Origin of the sequence: Pseudomonas sp. LAMO17WK12:I1, from assembly GCF_900177315.1 — a bacterium.
Classification (GTDB): domain Bacteria; phylum Pseudomonadota; class Gammaproteobacteria; order Pseudomonadales; family Pseudomonadaceae; genus Aquipseudomonas; species Aquipseudomonas marginalis.
Window position 1 is genome coordinate 18,988 of record NZ_FWZV01000016.1, and the last position, 22,594, is coordinate 41,581.

The window sequence follows — 22,594 nt, forward strand, 5'->3', positions numbered from 1 at the left end:
AAGGCAGTGAACCATGGCTCAGCAGAAAAGCTGAGCCACCGATAGCAGGCAAATCACCTGGACAAAAATCTGAGCTCGAATGGGATGTTTCATCTGTGCGACCCTCCTGTACAGCTGCGTGGGGAAGTGCCGTGCGCGATGTAGATCCTCCCTGGATCGCCAACAACACTCGCAACTGTTCCATTGAGTATAGGCCCTGAAACGAATCTTTCACGATTGGGCCGATTCAGTCCCCCGGCAGGCTCTGCTTACAACTATCTGCCCAGCCCATCGCACTTTTTTTCATTTATCCAATCTATCCTTGTCCCAGCCCTGCCGATTTCCCGCGTGGGCAAAAGAACCAGATCGGGTGCCGATGGATCGCACGTTACTTTTATTCAAGACTCGACGAGTGCCTCGGCCCCTGTGGCTGGCCGTGGTGTTGATACTCTGCGCCAGTGGCTGCACCCAGCAGCAGGGGCGGGACATCGCCAAGCAGTTCAGCGATGGCAAACCCGATGAATTCTTCCAGACCAGTGTCGATCGCATGGCGACCCTGGGCATGCGCGACAACTTGCAAAGCCTGTATTTGCTCATGAACAAGCTCTATTTGCGCAACCCCAACCAGTGGCGCCAGTCGGGTTATCCGGATGCGGTGAGCGCTGCGCGGGAGATCCGCCTGGCCATTGAGCAGCGCCGCTCATTGCCCGCCCTCGGGGAGCGTCGCGACCTGGCAGCGCTGAGCTACTCCTTGAGCCCTGAGTTTCAGGGCGACCGGGTCGGGGCGTTTATCTATGCCATCGGCAGTATGATCGTGACCGCCCACGGTGGGCGTACCGAGTTCTACATTACCGACTCGATCAACCCGCAGTTCGTCAGCAATGCCGCGCGCAATATCGAGAAGGCCACCTGGCTGCTCAGCAAGCGCCAGGATGCAAACGGTGTCCTGCTCCTGTTTTCCAACGAGATCTCGGAGGAGGGCAGCAACCTGAGTTTCGCCGTCGAGTTCGGCAAGATTGTTGCGCGTCTGGACCTGTTGACCCAGATGCTCGACGAACGCTACCGCCGTATTGGGCTTAACTATGCACAAAGCCTGTTGTTGATGAATTTCCTGCCGGTGCAGTAATTGGGTTGTTCGGTATGCTGTTTCTCCTTTGGATGTAGGAAGCGGCCTATCTTGCATTCCGATGCTTGAAACACCTCCCTGTGCGCAATAGCCTCGGATTTTTCTGAAAAAACGAGGCCCTACCTTGGGTAAGCGAAAAACGGCTTGGCCGACGGACCGCGAAATACGCCTGCGCTTTATCCTTTTCGCTGTGATCGACGCCGCGAGCGTTCACGGCGTCCCCTCTGAGCTGTTGCTGCCCGCGCATAAATTGCTGCGAGACTCGCCGACAGAGGCGCAGTTGCTCGCCGCCCTGGATGAAATTCTGGCCGCTGATGAAATGCATGGGTTCAGGTTGCCACCGGGGTCGGAGGCCGATGAATTGATGCAGTCGCTGGAAAAGCCCGACGGCTAGGCTCATCCGTTAGACCGTTTATTTCCTTAAGATTGGACGAGATTCCTCAATCGAATATCCATGACGTCCATATCCGCCAGGTAACGGAGATAAGTAACGCAATAGCGTCCTAATAACTGTTATTACGCCAAATACCGCTGTCTTGTTCGACTAAGCGTGCCTGGGAACACCCGTTCCTGCTGCTCTGCCGGCGTCTTGCGCAGCCTTCAGGTCTCTCTAGAATCGGCGCCAGAACCTAGCCATTTCCTGTCGATTACGGAGTTTCGAACATGATGAATGCAATGCAGATGCCGATGAACACCTCCATGCCAATGATGCCGATGATGGGCATGCCGATGATGATGGCCACCATGAAATGCGAAATGGCCGCTGACGCCATGATGTGCACCATGAAGCCGGCAGCCGGCATGGACATGGCCCAGTTCAAGACCAATGCCGAAATGATGGCGATGATGATGAACTGCGGCATGCCGATGATGATGCAGTGCGCCAACCTGTCGATGATGTGCATGTCGGCGGACGCCATGGCCATGATGACCGGCATGAACATGATGCCGATGATGGGCATGCCCATGCCCATGATGAAGTGCGTCATGGAATGCACCATGATGGCCGACGGCATGATGTGCAAAATGATGCCGATGCCGGGCATGAGCATGGACATGATGAACAACTGCTGCATGCTCATGAACAAAATGATGAACGACTGCGCCATGCCCATGATGATGAGCTGCAACGGCATGCCGATGATGTGCTGCACCTGCTGACAGGTCCCGCGCGATGAATAAACGCCCCGATAAGTCGGGGCGTTTTTTTTGCCGTGATTAATCCAGCCGCTCGGGGTAGGTGATCACCAGGAACGCCACGGCTTCGCTGTCCGCCGGGTTGCGGTAGCGGTGGGGCTGGTCGGCGTAGAACAGGATTGAATCGCCGGTGGACAGCAGGTAGCGCTCGTCATTGACGCTGACTTCCAGTACGCCTTGGGCCACCACCAGGTTTTCCTGGATGCCCGGCCCGTGGCCTTGGGAGACTTCCTCGCCGAGTGCCCGCAGGCGAATCTCGTAGAACTCGGACTGGCGTGCCGTATCGTAGGGAAACAATGCGCGGCTGATAAACGCGCCATCGGCACTCACCAGGCGCTTGCTCTGCTGCGCCGGCAACACTTCCACTCCTTCGAACGCGCGATCTTCCAGGAACGCCGCCACCGACACCTTCAAGCCCTTGGCAATTTTGCACAACACCTTGATCGACGGCACGCTGCGCCCGGATTCGATCTGCGCCAGCATTGCCCGGCTCACGCCGCAGGCGCGTGCCAGGGCGTCCAGTGACAAGTACCGTTTGCTGCGCAGGCGTTGCAGGTTATGCGCCACGCACAGGCTGATCACATCGTCATCGGTGTTGGGCTTGGGCAGCGGTTCGGGCGGTTCGGGAATCACATGCAGGAAATTCATTGGCCTACGCCCGGCGTGTATCGCTGGGCGTTGCGGCGTGGGTGGTAAACACCGCCAACCCTGCGCGCGCTGCGTACATCGCCCACATCAACTCGGCCGCAGCACGTGCCTGGCGGCGTTTGCGGTGGAGGGTAAAGTCGATGACGGTGGCGGATGCAGGCATGGGAGGCGATCTCGTAGGTGACTCGATGGCTCCACAGTAATGGGTACTGGTTATTTCTTTAAATACTGAGTTTGCATGTATTAATTCGATTTTGGACTTAAAAAATAAATCCGGTCCGACGCTGTTGTGGGAAGCGTCTGGTCCGTTATCAAGGCGTGACTTGGCGGGCATCGTTGTCTTCCCATCACTGTTCGCGTGACGGCCCAGCCTTTCACGCCCCCGAATTCCAAGGATCCGCCCATGCTGCTGCGCCCACCTCCGTTCCTGTTTGCCGCCCTGACCTTTAGCTCCCTGGTGCACGCCGAAGACCTGCAATTGGCACCGGTCGAAGTCACCACGCCCGAGGCCGGCGCCGGCGAAGTGGCCCAGGCGCAGCTCAAGAGCGTGCCCGGCGCCACCAATTACATCGACATGAGCAGCGTGCAGCAGGGGCGGGTGAGTACCAATGAAGACGTGTTCAAGTACCAGCCGGGTGTGTATGCCAAGGCGGCGAATAACGAAGGGGGGAAGCTGTCCATTCGCGGTTCGGGCTTGAACCGCAGCCCAGGAGCCCACGCCTCCGGGCTCTATGAGATGTTCGATGGCTTGCCGCTGACCGGCCCCGGCGGCACCCCTTATGAACTCAAGGACCCGCTGTGGCAAAGCCGCGTCGAGGTGCTGCGTGGCGCCAACGGTTTTGATCAAGGCGCGTTGGCCCTGGGCGGCGCGGTCAACTACGTGACCCATACCGGCTACGATGCGCCCAAGCTGCAAGTGCGCTACGAAGCCGGCAGCCGTGGCTATGCCCAGCGCGAGATCAGTTCTGGCCAGGTGCTGGGGGATGCCGACTACTACTTCAGCCTCACCGACTCGGAATCCGACGGCTACCAGCGCCAGAGCGCCGCCACCGGCAAGGGCATGGCCGCCAACTTCGGCTACCGCTTCAACCCGGACCTGGAAACCCGCTTTTATTTCCGCTACCGCGAAACCACCAACGACACCCCCGGCAAACTCACCCGCGCCCAGATCAGCCACGACCCGCGTGCCGCCAACAGTCTCAACGTTGCCCGCGATTCCAAGCGCCTGCAACCGGGTTCCACCTGGATCGCCAACAAGACCACCTTGCAGTTGGACGACAATTCGCGCCTGGAAGTCGGGCTGGCCTATCACGATTACCCGATGGACCTGCGCGAAGGCACCAACCGTCTCAAGGTGGCCTACACCGATATCAGCAGCACCCTGAATTACATCCGCCAGGACACGCTGTTCGGCCACGACAGCAAAACCACCCTCGGCCTGCGCACCACCCAGGCGATGCCCAACAACGGCACGTCGGAATACGTGCGCACGCCGGCCGGCAACACCGCAACCTATACCCCCGGCACCAAGACCCGCGACTACAGCTACCTGGGCTCCGACACCGTGCTGCATATCGGCAACGACCTGGAGCTGGTCCAGGACTTGTGGCTGACCACCGGCCTGGCCGCGATCTACACCCGCCGTGAAACCCAGGTCACCTATCCCGAAGGCCAGGCGCCGCTCAGCCAGCATGACTGGGACTACGCACCGCGCATCGGCCTGCGCTATGACTTCACTCCGCAGCTGCAGGTGTACGGCAACCTGAGCCGCTCGGTCGAGCCGCCGCATGCGTGGTCGATGATCTGGGGTTCCAACAAGTACTTTCCAGCGGGCAGCGGCCCGGCCACTGGATTACAGCGCGAAGGCGTCAGCCTGAAAAACCAGACCGCCACCACCCTGGAAATCGGTGGCCGTGGCGAAGCATGGCTCGGCCAGTGGGACCTGGCGCTGTACCGTTCCGAAGTGCGCCATGAACTGCTCACCGTGGAAACCCAGGCCCAGACCTCGACCAGCAATGCCATCGTCGCCGAATCCAACGCCAGCCCCACGGTGCACCAGGGCGTGGAACTGGGCCTGCTCAGCCCGCTGTGGGACGGTGGCCGCAGCGGTAAGCTCGACCTGCGCCAAGCCTATACCTTCAGCGACTTCCACTACCGCGACGACGACCGTTTCGGCGGCAACCGCTTGCCGGGCATCCCCCAGCACTACTATCAGGCGCAACTGCGCTATAGCCACCCGACGGGTTTCTACACCGGCCTCAATACCGAGTATTCCTCACGGGTGGCGGTGGACTACGCCAATTCCTATTACGCCGCGTCCTACACCCTTCTGGGCGCGACCTTCGGCTACGACGCACCCAAGCAGGACTGGCAAGCCTGGGTCGACCTGCGCAACCTCACCAACCGTCGCTACGCCAACACCGTCACGCCGGGCTACGACGACAAGGGCCTGGATGTCGCACGCTCAACCCCGGCCGATGGCCGCGGGATCTACACCGGTGTCTCATGGAGCTGGCGCTAAGAGGACACACAGTTACCTGCTGCATGGAGATCAACCTGTGGGAGGGGGCTTGTGCGCCCCTTGCCCCACTATCGTTTTACTGGCATTGTTTGCGCAATTGGTAACTCTTCCCATTTGAGACTCTTTTGCGCATGCATGATATTCCGGCCGCGCTGGGCGATTCAGTGCGTCAGCAGACCCTTACGGCGATGTACCGCGAGCACCACGGCTGGTTGCAGGGCTGGCTGCGCAGAAAACTGGGGTGTTCCCAGCACGCCGCCGACCTGGCCCACGATGCCTTCATCCGTGTGCTGATGCTGGCCGAGCCGCAAAATATCCAGGAACCCAGGGCCTTCCTGGCCACCACGGCGGGGCGCCTGCTGATCGATGGCGCCCGGCGTCGACGCATTGAAAAAGCCTACATGGAAGCCCTGGTGATCCAGAGCGAGGATGCCGGCATGCCCGACCCGGCCGCGATCCATGTGGCCCTGCAAGCCCTGGAACGCATCGCCGAAATGCTTGCCGGCTTGCCCGCCAAGGCTCGCGAAGCCTTCCTGTTGAGTCGCCTCGACGGGCTGACCTACAGCGAAATCGCCACGCGCCTGGAGGTGTCCGCCAGCACTGTCAAAAACTACATCTCCAGCGCCCTGGTGCACTGCTACCACAGCCTGCACGCGGCAGACCCGCTGGCATGAGTTCCGAACAGATCATCCAGCAAGCGGCGAATTGGCTGACCCGCCTGCACGACGAAGAGGTCAGCGACGCCGAGCGTCAGGCCTTCAACGCCTGGTGCCAGGCAGACCCTCGCCACGCGGTTGCCATCGACCGCATGCGCGCGCTGTGGGGCAGCCTCGATGCCTTGCCTGCACAACCCGCACGCGTGGCCCTGAACCGCGCATTTGCCCCGCGTCGCGCGCGCGGTGCCCAGGCGATGGGCGTGCTCGGCGTATTACTCTGCGGCTGGCTGGGCCTTACGCACCTGCCGGTGTGGATGGCCGACCAGCGCACCGACGTGGGCGAGCGGCGCCAGATCGCCCTTGAAGACGGCAGCCAGTTGCAACTCAACAGCAACTCGGCGGTGGACGTGAAATTCGACGGCCACCAACGGGTGATCGAACTGCTGCAAGGCGAACTCTGGGTCGACGTGGCCAAGGATGCGCAACGGCCCTTCGTGGTGCGTACCGACCAGGGCACGGCGACGGCACTGGGCACGCGTTATTTGGTCAGGCGCGCGCCAGACGGCACGACGGTGGTGACGGTGATCGAGTCCACCGTGGCGGTCAAAGGGGACAGCAGCGAAGGGGTCAAGGTCACTGCCGGCCAGCGTTCGATCCTCGACCATGGTCGCGCCCAACCGCCCCAGGCCACCGACGACACCGACCCGGACGCCTGGACCCGTGGCCTGCTCAAGGTCAACGACCAACCCCTGAGCGAAGTGCTGCAAACCCTGGCCGGCTACCGCCACGGCCTGCTGCGCTTCGACCCCCAGGCCTTGCAGAACCTGCGGGTGACGGGGGTGTTCAAGCTGGATGACACGGCGGCGGCGCTGTCGACCCTGGCGGATAACCTGCCGATCCAGGTGGAGTACTTCACCGACCTGCTGGTGGTGGTCAAGCCGCGCTAGCGTTCGTTCTGGCGCAGGCGCTTGTACAGGGTGTTGCGGCTCACGCCCAGCTCCCGCGCCAGGTGGGAAATATTCCCGCCGGCGGCCTTCAAGCGCTGGGTCAGGTCGATGCTGGCATCCAGGTGTTCACTGGCGGGCAGTGGCGCCGTCAGGTTCAAATCGACAAAAAAATCGTCCGGCAGATGCTCCGGACGGATCGGCTGTTCCTCGGCCATCGCCAGCGCCACCTGCAGCACGCTGCTCACCTGGCGCAGGTTGCCGGGCCACGGGTGCTGTTCGAACAGCGCCAGCACCTCGGCGCTGAGCCCTGCCCATTGGCTTGGCTCCCGGTGTTGCTGCCACAGCTGCTGGAACAGCGCCCGCTTGTCGCTGCGCTCGCGTAACGGCGGCAATTCAAGGGTCAGGCCGCCGATGCGGTAGTACAAGTCCTCGCGAAAGCGCCCGGCCTGGACCTGCTCGCGCAAGGCCCGGTTAGTGGCCGAGATGATGCGCAAATCCACCGGGAACAACTCGCTGCTGCCCACCGGTTGCACGCAACGCTCCTGCAATACCCGCAACAGGCGCGCTTGCGTCGGCAGCGGCATATCGCCGATTTCATCGAGGAACAGCGTGCCCTTGTCGGCCTTGCGGATCAGGCCGATGCTGCCTTTCTGGTTGGCGCCGGTGAACGCGCCTTTTTCGTAGCCGAACAGTTCCGATTCCACCAGCTCGGCGGGAATCGCCGCACAGTTCACCGCGATAAACGCCTGCTGGCTGCGGGAACTGGCCTGATGCAGGGCCTTGACGAAGACTTCCTTGCCCACCCCGGTTTCCCCGTGGATCAGCAGCGGGATGTCCTTCTCCAGCAGGCGCTCGGCCTGGTGCACGGCTTTTTCCACGCGCACATCACCAAAGTGCAAGGTCTTCAGGCCAATCGCGGCGGGCTTTGGCGCAATGGGCTCGCTGAACACGCGGGCCTGCACCGGCATCTGCTTCGGCCGCTTCAGCAGGCACTGGAAGCGATTGCGTCCGGCCGCCTGCAGCGAAAAGGGCAGGCCCTCCGGCTGATTGAGCAACTCCAGCAGCGACACCTTGAACAGACTGTCGATCATCACCCGCGACAGACTGATGCCCAGCAGGTTGTCGGCCCGGCGGTTGGCCGAGAGCACCTGGCCGCTCTCGTCAAAGATCAGCAGGCCCGCCCATTGGCTGTCGAGGTTGCTCAGGCCGGTGTTGAAGGTCAGCTGGAAGTGTTCGCCGCGAAACAGGTTGAGGATCAGCCGGTTTTCCACGGTCTGGCTCATCATCTTGACCATGCCCAGGGTGTGGGAGGGCGGCAAGTAGCTGTCGCTGGAGACATCCAGCACCGCGATGATTTCGCGCTGGGCATCGAAGATCGGCGCTGCCGAGCCGGTCATGAAGCGGTTGGCCTTGAGGAAGTGTTCGTCATGTTCGATATGCACCGCCTGGGCGCAGGCCAGCGCGGTGCCGATGGCATTGGTGCCGCTGGAACGCTCCATCCAGCTGGCGCCGGCGCTGAACCCCCGGGCCAGCTTGGGCTCGATAAAGCGCTGGGTGCCCCAGCTGGTCAGCACCTGGCCCTGGTTGTCGGCCAGCATGATCAGGCAGTTGGAATTGCTCAGGATGTTTTCGTAGTAGGGCAGGACTTCCTGGTGCGTGGTCTGCACCAGGGAATGCTGGCTTTCCAGCAATTGGCTGATGCCCTCGGCGGGCAGTTGATCGAAGCTGGGCGTGCTCTGGTGGTCCAGGCCGAAGGCGCGGCAACGGCGCCAGGATTCCTGGATAAGGGTGTCGTGAGCCAGGGGTTCGGCCATCGGGCGACCTTCTTTTTATTGTTTTGGGGTCTTGCACAATCCAGCGGATGTAACCAGATCAATCGGGTTCAAAGAGTGTTGTTCATAACTGTTCATTGTCAACCCCAGGATTGTTCAGTTGTTCAGCCTGATCTGTTCATTTCTGTTCGCTCCTGAACATCACGTTCAACCCATTTCCTTGCGGATCAAGCACCTGCCGTTTTTGGCATGAAACTCGCTCTGACGACTGGCCAGATTCATTCCAATAATAAAAAGGTCGTGTCATGTCATTGACCCTGGAACATGTCTCCCGCGTCGTCGAAGGCCAAACCTGGATCGACGACGCCAACCTGCGCTTCGAAGCCGGCTCCTTCAACGTCCTGCTGGGCCGCACCCTGTCCGGCAAGACCAGCCTGATGCGCCTGATGGCGGGCCTGGACAAGCCCGACAGCGGGCGCATCCTGATGAACGGCGTGGATGTCACCCACAAACCGGTGCGCCTGCGCAACGTGTCGATGGTGTATCAGCAGTTCATCAACTACCCGACCATGACCGTGTTCGAAAACATCGCCTCGCCGTTGCGCCAGGCCGGTGTGTCCAACGAGCTGATCCAGAGCAAGGTGCTGGAAACCGCGCGGATGCTGCGCATCGAGAAATTCCTGCAACGTCACCCGCTGGAGTTGTCCGGGGGCCAGCAGCAACGCACGGCCATGGCCCGCGCGTTGGTGAAAGATGCCGAACTGATCCTGTTCGACGAGCCGCTGGTGAACCTGGACTACAAACTGCGCGAAGAGCTGCGTCAGGAAATGCGCGAGCTGTTCAAGGCGCGGCACACCATCGCCATCTACGCCACCACCGAACCGAACGAGGCCCTGGCCCTGGGCGGCACCACCACCATTCTTCACGAAGGCCGGGTGATCCAGAGCGGCAAGGCTGCCGAGGTGTATCACCAACCACAAACGGTGTTGGCCGCCGAGCTGTTTTCCGAGCCGCCGATCAACCTGATGCCGGGACGTATCAGCGGTAACGAGGTGAGCTTCGCCAATTTCGTGCACTTCCCGCTGAACGTCGACCTGCGCCCCATCGGCGAAGGCGAATTCCGCTTTGGTGTGCGCCCCAGCCATATCAGCCTGGTGCCGAGTAACGACGACGACCTCGAACTGGCGGTGACCGTGGAAGTCGCCGAGATCAGCGGCTCGGAAACCTTCCTGCATGTGCGCAGCGAGCACTTCCTGCTGGTGCTGCACCTGCCGGGGGTACATGAGTACGACGTCGACGCGCCGATCCGTGTGTACATCCCCACCCATAAACTGTTTGTGTTCGATGGCCAGGGCCGTTTGGTCCAGGCCCCCGGGCGCCGCGTCGCGAGGGTTGCCTGATGGCCGAGATCCATTTGCAGAACCTGGCGCACAGCTACAGTCCCACACCGAGCGGCCCTGAGGACTACGCCATCCGGGCAATGAACCACGTGTGGGAGCAGGGCGGTGCCTACGCCTTGCTAGGGCCGTCGGGCTGCGGCAAGTCGACGTTGCTCAATATCATCTCCGGCCTGCTGAGCCCGTCCGAAGGGCAGGTGCTGTTCGATACCCGAGTGGTCAACGACCTCACCCCGGAAAAACGCAACATCGCCCAGGTGTTCCAGTTCCCGGTGGTGTACGACACCATGACCGTGTTCGATAACCTGGCCTTTCCCCTGCGAAACCAGGGCATGGCCGAGGCGAAAATTCACAGCAAGGTGCAGGAAATCGCCGAAGTCCTCGACCTGCAAAACCTGCTGAGCAAAAAAGCCCGCAACCTCACCGCCGACGAAAAACAGAAAGTCTCCATGGGCCGTGGCCTGGTGCGGGATGATGTGTCGGCCATCCTCTTTGACGAACCGCTGACGGTGATCGACCCGCACCTGAAGTGGAAGCTGCGGCGCAAGCTCAAGCAGATCCATGAGCAGTTCAATATCACCATGGTCTACGTCACCCATGACCAGCTTGAGGCCTCGACCTTCGCCGACAAGATCGCGGTGATGTACGGCGGGCAGATCGTGCAGTTCGGCACGCCCCGTGAGTTGTTCGAGCGGCCCAGCCACACCTTTGTCGGCTATTTCATCGGTAGCCCTGGGATGAATCTGATCGAGGTGCAGGCCGAGGCCGGTGGTGTGCGCTTTGCCAGCACGCTTCTGCCGTTGTCCGAGGCCTTGCAGCAACGCATTGCCGGCAGCGACTACAAGACGCTGCAGGTGGGGATCCGCCCGGAATTCATTCACGTATGGGACGAGTACAACCCTGACGCCCTGCAAGCCGATGTCACTCACCTCGAAGACCTCGGCACCTACAAGATCATGACCCTCAACCTTGACGGCACCACCCTCAAGGTGCGCCTGGCCGAAGACAAACCGGTGCCCGAGGGCAGGGCGTCCATCAGCTTTCCCGCGCAGTGGCTGATGGTGTATGCCGACGATTACCTGCTGGAGGTGCAGCCATGAACAAGGTGCAGAACAACAAGGCCTGGTGGCTGGTGTTGCCGGTGTTCCTGCTGGTGGCGTTCAGTGCGGTGATCCCGATGATGACGGTGGTCAACTATTCGGTGCAGGACATCTTCGACCAGTCCAGCCGCTACTTTGTCGGCGCCGACTGGTACAAACAGGTGCTGCTCGACCCGCGCCTGCACGACTCGCTGCTGCGCCAGTTCATCTACTCGGCCTGCGTGCTGCTGATCGAAATCCCCCTGGGCATCGCCATCGCCCTGACCATGCCGACCAAGGGCCGCTGGTCGTCGCTGGTGCTGATCATCCTCGCCATTCCGCTGCTGATTCCGTGGAACGTGGTGGGCACCATCTGGCAGATCTTCGGCCGCGCCGATATCGGCCTGTTGGGCTACAGCCTCAACGCCCTGGGCATCAGCTACAACTACGCGGCCAACACCATGGACGCCTGGGTCACCGTGCTGGTGATGGATGTGTGGCACTGGACCTCACTGGTGGCGCTGCTGTGTTATTCCGGGCTGCGAGCGATCCCGGATGTGTACTACCAGGCCGCACGTATCGATCGGGCTTCGGCGTGGGCGGTGTTCCGGCATATCCAGTTGCCGAAGATGAAAAGCGTGCTGCTGATCGCGGTGATGCTGCGCTTCATGGACAGCTTCATGATCTACACCGAGCCCTTCGTCCTCACGGGGGGCGGGCCGGGTAATGCCACGACGTTCCTCAGTCAGACGCTGACCCAGATGGCCGTAGGCCAATTCGACCTGGGCCCGGCGGCGGCGTTTTCCCTGGTGTACTTCCTGATCATCCTGTTGGTGTCCTGGCTGTTCTACACCGCCATGACCCACTCCGACGCCAACCGCTGAGGCCGCCAACATGAGCAAGCGCAAGGTTATTCCGCTGCTGATCTACATCCTGTTCCTGCTGGTGCCGATCTACTGGCTGCTGAACATGTCCTTCAAGAGCAACACCGAAATCCTCGGCGGCCTGACCCTGTTTCCGCAGGATTTCACCCTGGCCAACTACAAGGTGATCTTCACCGACCCGAGCTGGTACACCGGTTACCTCAACTCGCTGTACTACGTGAGCCTGAACACGGTGATTTCCCTGAGCGTGGCGTTGCCGGCAGCCTATGCCTTCTCGCGCTACCGCTTCCTGGGTGACAAGCACCTGTTCTTCTGGTTGTTGACCAACCGCATGGCGCCACCGGCGGTGTTCCTGCTGCCGTTTTTCCAGCTGTATTCGTCCATCGGCCTGTTCGACACGCACATCGCCGTGGCCTTGGCCCACTGCCTGTTCAACGTACCGCTGGCGGTGTGGATCCTGGAGGGCTTCATGTCCGGGGTGCCCAAGGAAATCGACGAAACCGCCTACATCGACGGCTATAGTTTTCCCAAGTTCTTCGTGAAGATTTTTATCCCGCTGATCGGCTCCGGCATCGGTGTGACCGCGTTTTTCTGCTTCATGTTTTCCTGGGTCGAGCTGCTGCTGGCGCGCACCCTGACCTCGGTCAACGCCAAGCCCATCGCCGCGGTGATGACCCGCACGGTGTCGGCCTCGGGTATCGATTGGGGCGTGCTGGCGGCGGCGGGGGTGTTGACCATCCTGCCCGGCATGCTGGTGATCTGGTTTGTTCGCAACCATGTGGCCAAGGGCTTTGCCCTGGGCCGGGTCTGAGGAGTCGATGATGGAATGGATGGCCTGGACCACCCCTACTGCACTGTTCTTTGGCGGCATTGCCCTGATTCTGGCGGGCATGACCACCTGGGAGCTGCGCTCGCCGAGCATTCCGCGGCGCGGCGTCCTGCCGATCAGCACCACCCGTGGTGATCGCTTGTTTATCGGTCTTCTCGGCAGCGCCTACCTGCATTTGCTGGTGATCGGCGTTACCGACTGGAGCATCTGGGTAGCGTCCGCGCTCTCCCTGGTATGGCTGTTGAGTGTGATGCGTTGGGGCTAGTGCCCTTATGAATAAACAACCAGGAGGTCTCTATGTTGAATAAGAACAATAAGCTGCGACATAGCATTTCATTGGCCGCCGTACTGGCCCTCAGCGGTTTGAGCGCTTCGGCCTGGGCTGATGCGTATGAAGATGCGGCGAAGAAATGGATCGGCAGCGAGTTCAAGCCGTCGACCCTTACGGCCGACCAGCAGCTTGAGGAGTTGAAGTGGTTTATCAAGGCCGCCGAACCGTTCCGTGGGATGAAAATCAACGTGGTATCGGAAACCCTCACCACCCACGAGTACGAATCCAAGGTGCTGGCCAAGGCCTTCAGCGAAATCACCGGCATCAAGCTGACCCACGACCTGCTGCAGGAAGGCGACGTGGTGGAGAAACTGCAAACCCAGATGCAGTCCGACAAGAATATCTATGACGGCTGGGTCAACGATTCCGATTTGATCGGTACGCACTTTCGCTATGGCAAGACCGAATCCATCACCGACCTGATGGCCAACGAAGGCAAGGCCTTCACCTCGCCCACCCTGGATATCAAGGACTTTATCGGCATCTCCTTCACCACCGCGCCGGACGGCAAGATCTACCAGTTGCCCGACCAGCAATTCGCCAACCTCTACTGGTTCCGCGCCGACTGGTTCGAGCGTCCGGAGCTGAAAGCCAAGTTCAAGGAAAAATACGGCTATGACCTCGGCGTGCCGGTGAACTGGTCGGCCTATGAAGACATCGCCAAATTCTTCAGCGAAGACGTCAAGGAAATCGACGGCAAGCGCATCTATGGGCACATGGACTACGGCAAGAAAGACCCGTCCCTGGGCTGGCGCTTCACCGATGCCTGGTTCTCCATGGCCGGCGGCGGCGACAAGGGCCTGCCCAACGGTTTGCCGGTGGACGAGTGGGGCATCCGCGTGGAGGACTGCCACCCGGTAGGCTCCAGCGTCACCCGTGGCGGCGACACCAACGGCCCGGCGGCGGTGTTCGCCACGCAGAAATACGTGGACTGGATGAAAGCCTATGCGCCACCGGAAGCGGCGGGCATGACCTTCTCCGAATCCGGCCCGGTGCCGTCCCAGGGCAACATCGCCCAGCAGATCTTCTGGTACACCGCGTTTACCGCCGACATGACCAAGCCGGGCCTGCCGGTGGTGAATGCCGACGGCACGCCGAAATGGCGCATGGCGCCGTCGCCGGTCGGGCCGTATTGGGAAAAAGGCATGAAGAAGGGGTACCAGGACGTGGGTTCCTGGACCTTCCTCAAGTCCACCCCGGAGAAACAGAAACTCGCGGCCTGGCTCTACGCGCAGTTCGTCACCTCGAAAACCGTGTCCCTGAAGAAAACCATCGTCGGCCTGACGCCGATTCGTGAGTCCGACATCAACTCCCAGGCCATGACCGACATGGCGCCGAAACTCGGTGGCCTGGTGGAGTTCTACCGCAGCCCGGCGCGGGTCGAGTGGACCCCGACCGGTACCAACGTGCCGGACTACCCACGTCTGGCGCAACTGTGGTGGAGCAATATCGCCGCCGCCGCCAGCGGCGAGAAAACCCCGCAACAGGCCCTCGACAACCTGGCCAAGGAGCAGGACGCGATCATGACGCGCCTGGAGCGCTCCAAGGTGCAACCGGTGTGCGGCCCGAAAATGAACCCCGAGCGTGACGCGCAATACTGGTTCGACCAGCCGGGCGCGCCGAAACCGAAACTGGCCAACGAGAAACCGAAAGGCGAGACCGTGGCCTATGGCGATCTGCTCAAGCAGTGGGAGGCAGCGCGTAAGTAAACGTGCCGGGGCGTCGAACACAAAACGGCACCCAGGTGCCGTTTTGTTTTGGTGCAAACATGAAGGCGCAGCTCTGTGACCGATGGCGCGCGGTGGTCAGGTAATCCTGAGTATGGGTGTCTACACAATTTTCATTGGTCTGTGGCGAGGAAGCTTGCTTCCGTGGCGGCCTTCGGGCCGACCATGTATTTGGAGTTGACCGAGTACATATCCGTTGCTGCGGTCACGGCTGCCTACGGTTCCGCTCTTACAGCGGGTCACTTTTGGAAAGACCCAAAAGTAACCAAAAGGTCTTCGCCCCAACACTCGGCACCTCGCCTAGGCTCGGTGTGCCCTCACTCCGGCTTTGGAGCGTGGGCCGCCGCGATGGGCCATCCCTGGCCCAGCGCGGCTAACCCGGCGTCCTGCCGGGTTACCCACGCTCCAAAGCCTGCGTTCGGCCAGCGTGTTTGACGGGGCGATTTGAGATCAAAAGCCGAAGCGCGGCGGCCTTAGAGCCGACCGGAGTTGGGTCTGGTGTACTCGGTTAAAAATGTGGGAGGGGCGGTGCGACGATTCGACTTGCCCCCGATAGCGCCGGGTCAGTTAAAAAATAAGTGACTGACACTCCCTCATCGGGGGCAAGTCGAATCGTCGCACCGCCCCTCCCACATTTGGATCTCCACATATCAGCTAGAACTCGGTCTGCTTTTGCTCTGCTTTTGCTCTGGCTTTTGATCTTGATCCTAGGCGCCCCGTTAACCACGCTGGCCGAACGCAGGCTTGAATCCGTGGGTAACCCGGCAGGACGCCGGGTTAGCCGTCCTGGGCCAGGGATGGCCCATGACGGCGGCCCACGGATTCAAGCCTGCGTTCGGGCATACCGAGCCTAGGCGAGGTACCGAGTGGTGGGGCAAGAGCCCTTTGGTTACTTTGGGGCTTTTCCAAAGTGACCCGCCGTAAGGGCGGAACCGTAGGCAGCCGTGACCGCAGCAACGGATATGTACTCGGTCAAACCCAACGACATGGTCGGCCCGAAGGCCGCCACGGAACCAACCGCCCTCACCACAAAGAGATTTTTCAGCCTGAAAGACAGACTCGCTAGCCAGCGCTTGCGACAACCCCCTGTTCGGTAAACCACCGCTGATCCTTCAGGAACAAGGACCCAGAATTGCCCGGCCTGTCACCCTGCGGTCATAAACCAGACGGAAGGCACTCAAGTCACCTCAAGTTGCGAGTTACAGCGCAGATAACAACTATGTCACTTACATCCGCAACAACGTTCAAGGATCGAACTCATGCCCCAGCGCCAATCCAGCCGCCTGCCTCTTCCCGTTTATCCGCGTTTTCGCTGGTTCGCTTTGATCCCGGTCGTGCCCGCCGTGTTGTGGATACTTGTGCAATCAACCTCGCCGGCCAATCTGCTGGCTTGCACGGTACTGGTGCTGATCGGCCTCGGTGCCTGTGCCTGGAGTGCGAGTTCGCAGCGCAACGCAATGCAGCAAGCGCTTGCACAGGCGGATCAGTCAGATGCGCACGCGGCGCACGACGGCATGGCCTCCCGTGCCCAGCTCGATGAGGTATTGCTGGGCGCCATGCCCATCTGGGCCAAGCAGGTGGAAAGCTCGCGCCATCAGACCGAAGAAGCGATCGTGAGCCTGGCCAACCGTTTCACCGGGATCGCCGCACGCTTGCAGGAAACGGTACAAGCCTCGCAGCACGCGGCCGGCGAACTGGACGGGCAGGCCGCCGACGGTGCGCTTGAGGTGCTGGCACGCAGTGACAGCGAGCTGAGCCAGGTGATCAATTCGCTCAAGGCCACCCAAACCAGCCGTGACCAGACCCTGGCCCAGGTCCGCAGCCTGACCGCCTACACCGGCGAACTGCGGACCATGGCCGCCGATGTGGCGGCGATCGCCGCGCAAACCAACCTGCTGGCCCTCAACGCCGCCATCGAGGCGGCGCGTGCCGGTGAGGCCGGGCGCGGTTTTGCGGTGGTGGCCGACGCGGTGCGCAGCCTGTCGAGCAAATCCAGTGAAACCGGCCAGCAGATGTCGGCCAAGGTCGACATCATCAACAACGCCATTACGCAATTGGTCCAGGCCGCGTCCAGCAGTGCCGACCAGGACAGCCATTCGGTGGCCGAGTCCGAAAACAGTATTCAAGTGGTGCTCGAACGCTTCCAGAACATCACCGGGCGCCTGGCCGAGTCCGCCGACCTGCTCAAGCAGGAAAGCTACGGCATCCGGGATGAGATGACCGAAGTGCTGGTCAACCTGCAATTCCAGGACCGGGTCAGCCAGATCCTCAGCCACGTGCGCGACAACATGCAGGCCCTGCATGAGCACCTCCTGCAGGCCAGCCAGGCCCCGGACCAGCCGGTGGCCGTCGACGCCCGCCAATGGCTGGCGCGCATGGAAGCCACCTATGCCACCGACGAGCAACGGCGCCTCCATCATGGAGAGGCGGCCGTGCAGCAGAATTCTCAAGACATCACCTTCTTTTAGGAGTACATCATGGCGAAGAGTGTATTAGTGGTCGACGACTCCAGCAGCGTGCGGCAAGTGGTCGGCATAGCCTTGAAAAGCGCCGGTTACGACGTCATCGAGGCCAGCGACGGCAAGGATGCCCTGGGCAAGCTGACCGGGCAGAAAGTGCACCTGATCATCAGCGACGTGAACATGCCCAACATGGACGGCATCACCTTCGTCAAGGAGGTCAAGAAGCTGGCCAACTACAAGTTCACCCCGATCATCATGCTCACCACCGAGTCCCAGGAATCGAAGAAGGCCGAGGGCCAGGCCGCCGGCGCCAAGGCCTGGGTGGTCAAGCCGTTCCAGCCTGCGCAGATGTTGGCAGCTGTGTCTAAACTGATCCTGCCTTGACCCCGGCGCCAGGGAGGCTCCCATGCCGATTACCACTGAAACACTCGACGACACGGCCCACGTGCGCATTGACGGCGAGCTTACGATCTACACCGTAGCGGAACTGGCGGCGGCGCTGCTGCCGCAGATGGGCGCGGCACCCCGCCTGGAGCTGGACCTGTCTGAGGTCACGGAAATGGATGGCGCCGGCTTGCAGTTGCTCGCGGTCATCCGGCGTGAGGCCGGTAATGCCGGCATAGCCTTGAGCGTGACCGGCCAGAGCCAGGCGGTCACGCAGGCGCTCCAACTGTGTCGCAGCGCGGCCTCATAGCCGCGCTTCCCAGGTTTTTTGATCGACAAGGAAAGTCACGGTGAGCATCAATCTCGATCAGGCACAACAGACATTCATCGTTGAGGCACGCGAGCTGTTGCAGGCCATGGAGCAATCCCTGCTGCAATTGGAAAGCGAGCCCGGCGACCAGGATGCCATCGGCGCGATTTTCCGCGCCGCGCACACCATCAAGGGTTCGGCGGGCCTTTTCGGCCTGGCGTCGATCGTCGGGTTCACCCATATCGTCGAAGACGTGCTTGACCGCCTGCGCGAAGGCAGTGTGGCGGTGGACGCCGCCTTGATCGCGCTGCTGCTCAAGTGCGGCGACCACATACTCGAACTGGTCGAAGTGGTCGCTGACCGCGGTGAAACGCCGACCCCTGCCGCTCTGGAGCGCGGCGAGGCATTGCGCGAGGCGCTGAGTGCCTACCAGCCGATGCGAACCGCCGTTGCCCGCGTCGAAACCGCCGAGGTGACCGACGACGTGGCGGTCGAAGTGCTTTGGCATATTTCCCTGCGCTTCGGCACGGATGTGTTCCGTAATGGCATGGACCCGCTGTCATTTCTGCGCTACCTCGAGACCTTGGGGCAGTTGATACAGGTCGCCACCCTGACCGACAGCATCCCGTCCATGGACAGCTGGGACCCGGAAAGCTGCTACCTGGGTTTCGAGATCGACCTGCGCTCGACCGCCAGCCACGCCAGCCTCAACGAGGTGTTCGATTTCGTGCGTGACGACTGTGACGTGCACATCAGTGCCGTCGATGAAGCGCCCGACAGCACCCAGGCCCCGGCGGGCGAGCCGGGCACGCAGGCCGAGCCAAGTCTTGTGACGGCTGCACCGCAGCGCCTGGCGGCCGGCGAAGCGAAAAGCCGCGACGGCAATTACGTGCGCGTCAACGCCGACAAACTCGACGAATTGATTAATCTGGTCGGCGAGCTGGTCATCGCCAGCGCCGGCGCGAACCTGCTGGCCCGGTCCTGTAACAACGACCCGTTGCACGAGGCCTCCTCGACAGTCTCGGGGCTGGTGGAAGAGATCCTCGATGGCGCCCTGCATTTGCGCATGATCCCCATCGGCGACACGTTCAACCGCTTTCGCCGCGTGGTGCGCGATATCAGCCAGGAGCTGGGCAAGGACATCGAACTGAGCATCAGCGGCGCGGAAACCGAACTGGACAAGACCGTGGTCGAGAAGATCGGCGACCCGCTGATGCACCTGTTGCGCAACGCCATGGACCACGGCATCGAAAGCGCCGATGCGCGGCGTGCGGCCGGCAAGTCGGCCAAGGGCCATCTGAGCCTCAATGCCTACCACGACTCGGGAAGCATCGTCATCGAGATCGCTGACGACGGCGCCGGCCTCAACCGCGATCGCATCCTGCAAAAGGCCCAGGAGCGCGGGCTGGTGGCCAGCGGTGCGGTGCTCACCGACCAGGAGATCTACAACCTGATCTTCGAAGCCGGGTTCTCCACCGCCGAGGCGGTGACCAACCTGTCCGGGCGCGGTGTCGGCATGGACGTGGTCAAGCGCAATATCACCTTGCTGCGCGGCACCGTCGACCTCGACAGCCGCCCCGGCCAGGGCACCGTGGTGCGTATTCGCTTGCCGCTGACCCTGGCGATCATCAATGGGTTCCTGGTCGGCATCGACCAATCCACCTACGTGATTCCCCTGGACATGGTCCAGGAGTGTATCGAGCTGGATGAACAGCAGCGCCAGTCCAGTCGCGACACGGGCTACCTGGACCTGCGTGGCCAGGTGTTGCCGTTGGTGCACCTGCGCGATCACTTCAGTCACGAAGGCCCCGCGTCCCGACGCCAGAATGTGGTGGTGGTGCGTTACGCCGAGCATAAGGCCGGGCTGGTGGTGGATGACCTGCTCGGCGAGTTCCAGACCGTGATCAAACCCCTGGGCAAGCTGTTCGGTGCACTGCGTGGCATCAGCGGCTCGACCATATTGGGCAGCGGCGCGGTGGCCCTGATCCTGGATGTACCGGTACTGCTCAACCAAATCGTACAACTGGAAGCCCGCACGGCCCAGGCATCTCAGTCGCCACCGGCCGTCGCTCGCTGACGCATTTGCAATTCCATGGAGGTTCCCCGATGAAATGGTTCTACGATCTTAAGATTTCCACCAAGTTGATCTGTTCATTCCTGGTGGTCCTGGTGCTCACTGGAGCCATGGGCGGCTTCGCCATCCTCCAGCTCGGTGCCGTCAACCAGGCCGCCCAGGACATCAAGGGCAACTGGATGCCCTCCATGCGTGCCGCGGCAGGCATGCGCTTTTTTGCCGCCAACTATCGCTTGAAAGAGAACCGCCACATCGGCACCGAGATTGCCGAGGAAAAGGCCCAGGCCGAACGCGAGGCCGCCGACGCGCGCCAACAGTTCGAAACCCGCATGGGCACCTACGAGCAATTGCTGTCGAACGATGAAGATCGGCAGCTCCTGGCCAGCGTGAAAAGCGCTTGGGACGCCTACCTTGCAAGCAGCAAGCAGGTGCTTGAGTTTTCTCGCCAGAACCAGGAAGCCCAGGCGCGCGGTTTGCTCAGGGGAGAATCCAAGGGGCATTTCGATGAGGTGACGGCCCGTCTGCAGAAAATGGTCGAGCTCAATGATGCCGGCGCAACGGCCGCAGGTGACAAGGGCTCGGCGCTGTATGAAAGCGCGCGGGTGTCGATCATCGCGGTACTGGTCGCGGCCCTGTTGATTGGCCTGGGCCTGGCGATGTTCATCGCGCGGATCATTTCTCGCCCATTGCGCCAGGCCGCGAGCGCCGCCGAGCAATTGGCCGAAGGCAACCTCAACGCGCACATCGAGCCGGGCGGGAAGGATGAAACCGGCATGGTGCTCAACGCCATGCGCAACATGGTCGGCAAGCTGGCGCATATCATCGGTGAGGTGCGTAACGCCGCCGATAACCTGGCCAGCGCCTCCGAGGAGGTCAGCGCCACCGCGCAATCGATGAGCCAGGCCACCAGTGAACAGGCTGCCAGCGTCGAGGAAACCAGTGCGTCGGTCGAGCAGATGAGTGCCAGCATCAACCAGAACACCGAAAACGCCAAGGTCACCGATGGCATGGCCAGCAAGGCCGCCAAGGAAGCCACCGAGGGCGGCGAATCGGTGCAGCAGACCGTGGTGGCGATGAAGAAAATCGCCCAGCGCATCAGCATCATCGATGACATCGCCTACCAGACCAATCTGCTCGCGCTCAACGCCGCCATCGAGGCCGCTCGGGCCGGCGAGCACGGCAAGGGATTCGCCGTGGTGGCCGCCGAAGTGCGCAAGTTGGCCGAACGCAGCCAGGTTGCCGCCCAGGAAATCGGTGAACTGTCCTCCAGCAGCGTGGACATGGCCGAGAAAGCCGGCAAGTTGCTCGACGAAATGGTGCCCTCCATCAACAAGACGTCCGACCTTGTGCAGGAAATCAGCGCCGCGTCCGAGGAACAGGCCGCCGGTGTCGCGCAGATCAACACCGCGATGACCCAGCTCAACCAGGTGACCCAGCAAAATGCCTCGAGCAGCGAGGAACTGGCGGCCACGGCGGAAGAAATGAGCAGCCAGGCCGAGCAACTGCAACAGGCCATGAGCTTTTTCGTGCTGGATTCAGCGCCCAAGGCTGCGGTTCAAAGCAACAGCGTGGACAGCCCGGGCAGCAAGCCCAACCGTCAGGCGCCACAGCCAAAACTACCGGCGCAGCGCAAGGCGTTCGCCTACACCATGGCCAGTGCCCCGGACGAAGCGGATTTCACCCGCTTCTGATCCCACGATCAATACGGGCCTACTAGGGAGAGTGACATGGGTGCAGCAATGACGACTCGGCAGACCGCAGCAGCGGTCGACGAGGATGCGCAGTATCTGACCTTCATGCTCGGCGGCGAAATGTTCGCCATCGGCATTCTGGGGATCAAGGAAATTATCGAATACGGCAGCCTGACCGTGGTGCCGATGATGCCCGCGTTCGTACGCGGGGTGATCAACCTGCGCGGCGCGGTGGTGCCGGTGGTCGACCTGTCGGCGCGCTTTGGCCGGGCCAACTCGGCGATCACCCGGCGCTCCTGCGTGATTATCATCGAGGCGAGTACCGAAGATGGCCAGGCCCAGGACATCGGGCTGCTGGTCGATACGGTGTCTGCGGTGCGGGAGATCCCGGCGACGCAGATCGAGCCGCCACCCAACTTCGGCGCACGAATTCGCGCCGATTTCATCAGCGGCATGGCCAAGGTCGACGGCAAGTTCGTGATCGTGCTGGAGGTGGACAAGGTGCTGTCCATCGATGAGATGTCCAGCCTCGCCGAGGCCGGCCAGGCGCCGGCCCTCGACCTCGACCCGCGTTGAGACC

The 22,594-nt window shown here is 61.6% G+C and carries 21 protein-coding genes; 17 read left to right on the forward strand and 4 right to left on the reverse strand.

From position 1 onward, the window contains the following. Positions 1-355: 355 nt before the first annotated feature. Together B9N88_RS26500 and B9N88_RS26505 are read left to right on the forward strand one after the other, a co-directional pair. Entirely contained in the window at positions 356-1,105 is a 750-nt protein-coding gene (locus tag B9N88_RS26500) for a hypothetical protein (protein ID WP_027607308.1), read from the forward strand. Positions 1,106-1,229: 124 nt separating this feature from the next. After that, positions 1,230-1,499, forward strand: a complete 270-nt coding sequence (locus B9N88_RS26505) for a hypothetical protein (RefSeq protein WP_027607307.1) — start codon at positions 1,230-1,232, stop codon at positions 1,497-1,499. A 253-nt stretch (positions 1,500-1,752) separates the two neighbouring features. On the opposite strand, the gene B9N88_RS32715 is transcribed toward B9N88_RS26505, so the two are convergent. The 3 genes from B9N88_RS32715 to B9N88_RS32720 all read right to left on the reverse strand — a co-directional run bounded on the left by B9N88_RS32715 (position 1,753) and on the right by B9N88_RS32720 (position 3,113). After that, positions 1,753-2,259, reverse strand: a complete 507-nt coding sequence (locus B9N88_RS32715; RefSeq protein WP_027607306.1) for a hypothetical protein — start codon at positions 2,257-2,259, stop codon at positions 1,753-1,755. A gap of 64 nt (positions 2,260-2,323) precedes the next feature. Then, entirely contained in the window at positions 2,324-2,950 is a 627-nt protein-coding gene (locus tag B9N88_RS26515) for a helix-turn-helix domain-containing protein (RefSeq protein WP_027607305.1), read from the reverse strand. A 4-nt stretch (positions 2,951-2,954) separates the two neighbouring features. Next, a complete protein-coding gene (locus B9N88_RS32720) occupies positions 2,955-3,113 on the reverse strand; it encodes a hypothetical protein (RefSeq protein WP_162844266.1) in 159 nt (52 codons plus the stop codon). A gap of 240 nt (positions 3,114-3,353) precedes the next feature. Here B9N88_RS32720 and B9N88_RS26520 point away from each other — a divergent pair, with 240 nt between their 5' ends. The 3 genes from B9N88_RS26520 to B9N88_RS26530 all read left to right on the forward strand — a co-directional run bounded on the left by B9N88_RS26520 (position 3,354) and on the right by B9N88_RS26530 (position 7,074). Then, positions 3,354-5,471: a TonB-dependent receptor family protein gene (locus B9N88_RS26520; protein WP_027607303.1), complete on the forward strand. Its 2,118-nt coding sequence runs from the start codon at positions 3,354-3,356 to the stop codon at positions 5,469-5,471. A 131-nt stretch (positions 5,472-5,602) separates the two neighbouring features. After that, complete coding sequence (locus B9N88_RS26525; RefSeq protein ID WP_027607302.1) at positions 5,603-6,145, forward strand: sigma-70 family RNA polymerase sigma factor; 543 nt, start codon at positions 5,603-5,605, stop codon at positions 6,143-6,145. Continuing rightward, positions 6,142-7,074 carry a FecR family protein gene (locus B9N88_RS26530; protein WP_027607301.1) on the forward strand — a complete coding sequence of 311 codons (933 nt, stop codon included), beginning with the start codon at positions 6,142-6,144 and terminating at the stop codon, positions 7,072-7,074. Before B9N88_RS26525 ends, B9N88_RS26530 begins: the two co-directional genes overlap by 4 nt. Here B9N88_RS26530 and B9N88_RS26535 read toward each other — a convergent pair. Next, positions 7,071-8,888, reverse strand: a complete 1,818-nt coding sequence (locus B9N88_RS26535) for a sigma-54-dependent Fis family transcriptional regulator (RefSeq protein WP_027607300.1) — start codon at positions 8,886-8,888, stop codon at positions 7,071-7,073. The genes B9N88_RS26530 and B9N88_RS26535 overlap by 4 nt on opposite strands. Positions 8,889-9,151: 263 nt before the next feature. Here B9N88_RS26535 and B9N88_RS26540 point away from each other — a divergent pair, with 263 nt between their 5' ends. The 12 genes from B9N88_RS26540 to B9N88_RS26605 all read left to right on the forward strand — a co-directional run bounded on the left by B9N88_RS26540 (position 9,152) and on the right by B9N88_RS26605 (position 22,590). Further along, positions 9,152-10,246, forward strand: coding sequence for an ABC transporter ATP-binding protein (locus B9N88_RS26540; protein ID WP_027607299.1), 1,095 nt, complete (start codon positions 9,152-9,154; stop codon positions 10,244-10,246). Continuing rightward, positions 10,246-11,343 carry an ABC transporter ATP-binding protein gene (locus tag B9N88_RS26545; RefSeq protein WP_027607298.1) on the forward strand — a complete coding sequence of 366 codons (1,098 nt, stop codon included), beginning with the start codon at positions 10,246-10,248 and terminating at the stop codon, positions 11,341-11,343. The genes B9N88_RS26540 and B9N88_RS26545 overlap by 1 nt, the downstream gene beginning before the upstream one ends. Then, positions 11,340-12,206, forward strand: coding sequence for a carbohydrate ABC transporter permease (locus B9N88_RS26550; RefSeq protein WP_025858174.1), 867 nt, complete (start codon positions 11,340-11,342; stop codon positions 12,204-12,206). Before B9N88_RS26545 ends, B9N88_RS26550 begins: the two co-directional genes overlap by 4 nt. A gap of 10 nt (positions 12,207-12,216) precedes the next feature. After that, entirely contained in the window at positions 12,217-13,017 is an 801-nt protein-coding gene (locus B9N88_RS26555; protein WP_003174634.1) for a carbohydrate ABC transporter permease, read from the forward strand. Between the two features lie 10 nt (positions 13,018-13,027). After that, positions 13,028-13,300, forward strand: a complete 273-nt coding sequence (locus B9N88_RS26560; protein ID WP_027607297.1) for a DUF2160 domain-containing protein — start codon at positions 13,028-13,030, stop codon at positions 13,298-13,300. A gap of 32 nt (positions 13,301-13,332) precedes the next feature. Beyond that, positions 13,333-15,075, forward strand: a complete 1,743-nt coding sequence (locus B9N88_RS26565; RefSeq protein ID WP_027607296.1) for an ABC transporter substrate-binding protein — start codon at positions 13,333-13,335, stop codon at positions 15,073-15,075. A 1,574-nt stretch (positions 15,076-16,649) separates the two neighbouring features. Then, complete coding sequence (locus B9N88_RS26580; protein ID WP_371918180.1) at positions 16,650-17,561, forward strand: methyl-accepting chemotaxis protein; 912 nt, start codon at positions 16,650-16,652, stop codon at positions 17,559-17,561. Positions 17,562-17,570: 9 nt separating this feature from the next. Next, positions 17,571-17,939, forward strand: a complete 369-nt coding sequence (locus B9N88_RS26585; RefSeq protein WP_027607294.1) for a response regulator — start codon at positions 17,571-17,573, stop codon at positions 17,937-17,939. Between the two features lie 22 nt (positions 17,940-17,961). Further along, entirely contained in the window at positions 17,962-18,249 is a 288-nt protein-coding gene (locus B9N88_RS26590; protein WP_027607293.1) for an STAS domain-containing protein, read from the forward strand. Between the two features lie 40 nt (positions 18,250-18,289). After that, positions 18,290-20,326, forward strand: coding sequence for a chemotaxis protein CheA (locus B9N88_RS26595; protein ID WP_027607292.1), 2,037 nt, complete (start codon positions 18,290-18,292; stop codon positions 20,324-20,326). 29 nt (positions 20,327-20,355) lie between these two features. Further along, positions 20,356-22,014: a methyl-accepting chemotaxis protein gene (locus tag B9N88_RS26600; protein ID WP_027607291.1), complete on the forward strand. Its 1,659-nt coding sequence runs from the start codon at positions 20,356-20,358 to the stop codon at positions 22,012-22,014. A gap of 36 nt (positions 22,015-22,050) precedes the next feature. After that, positions 22,051-22,590: a chemotaxis protein CheW gene (locus B9N88_RS26605; protein WP_027607290.1), complete on the forward strand. Its 540-nt coding sequence runs from the start codon at positions 22,051-22,053 to the stop codon at positions 22,588-22,590. Positions 22,591-22,594 lie beyond the last annotated feature (4 nt).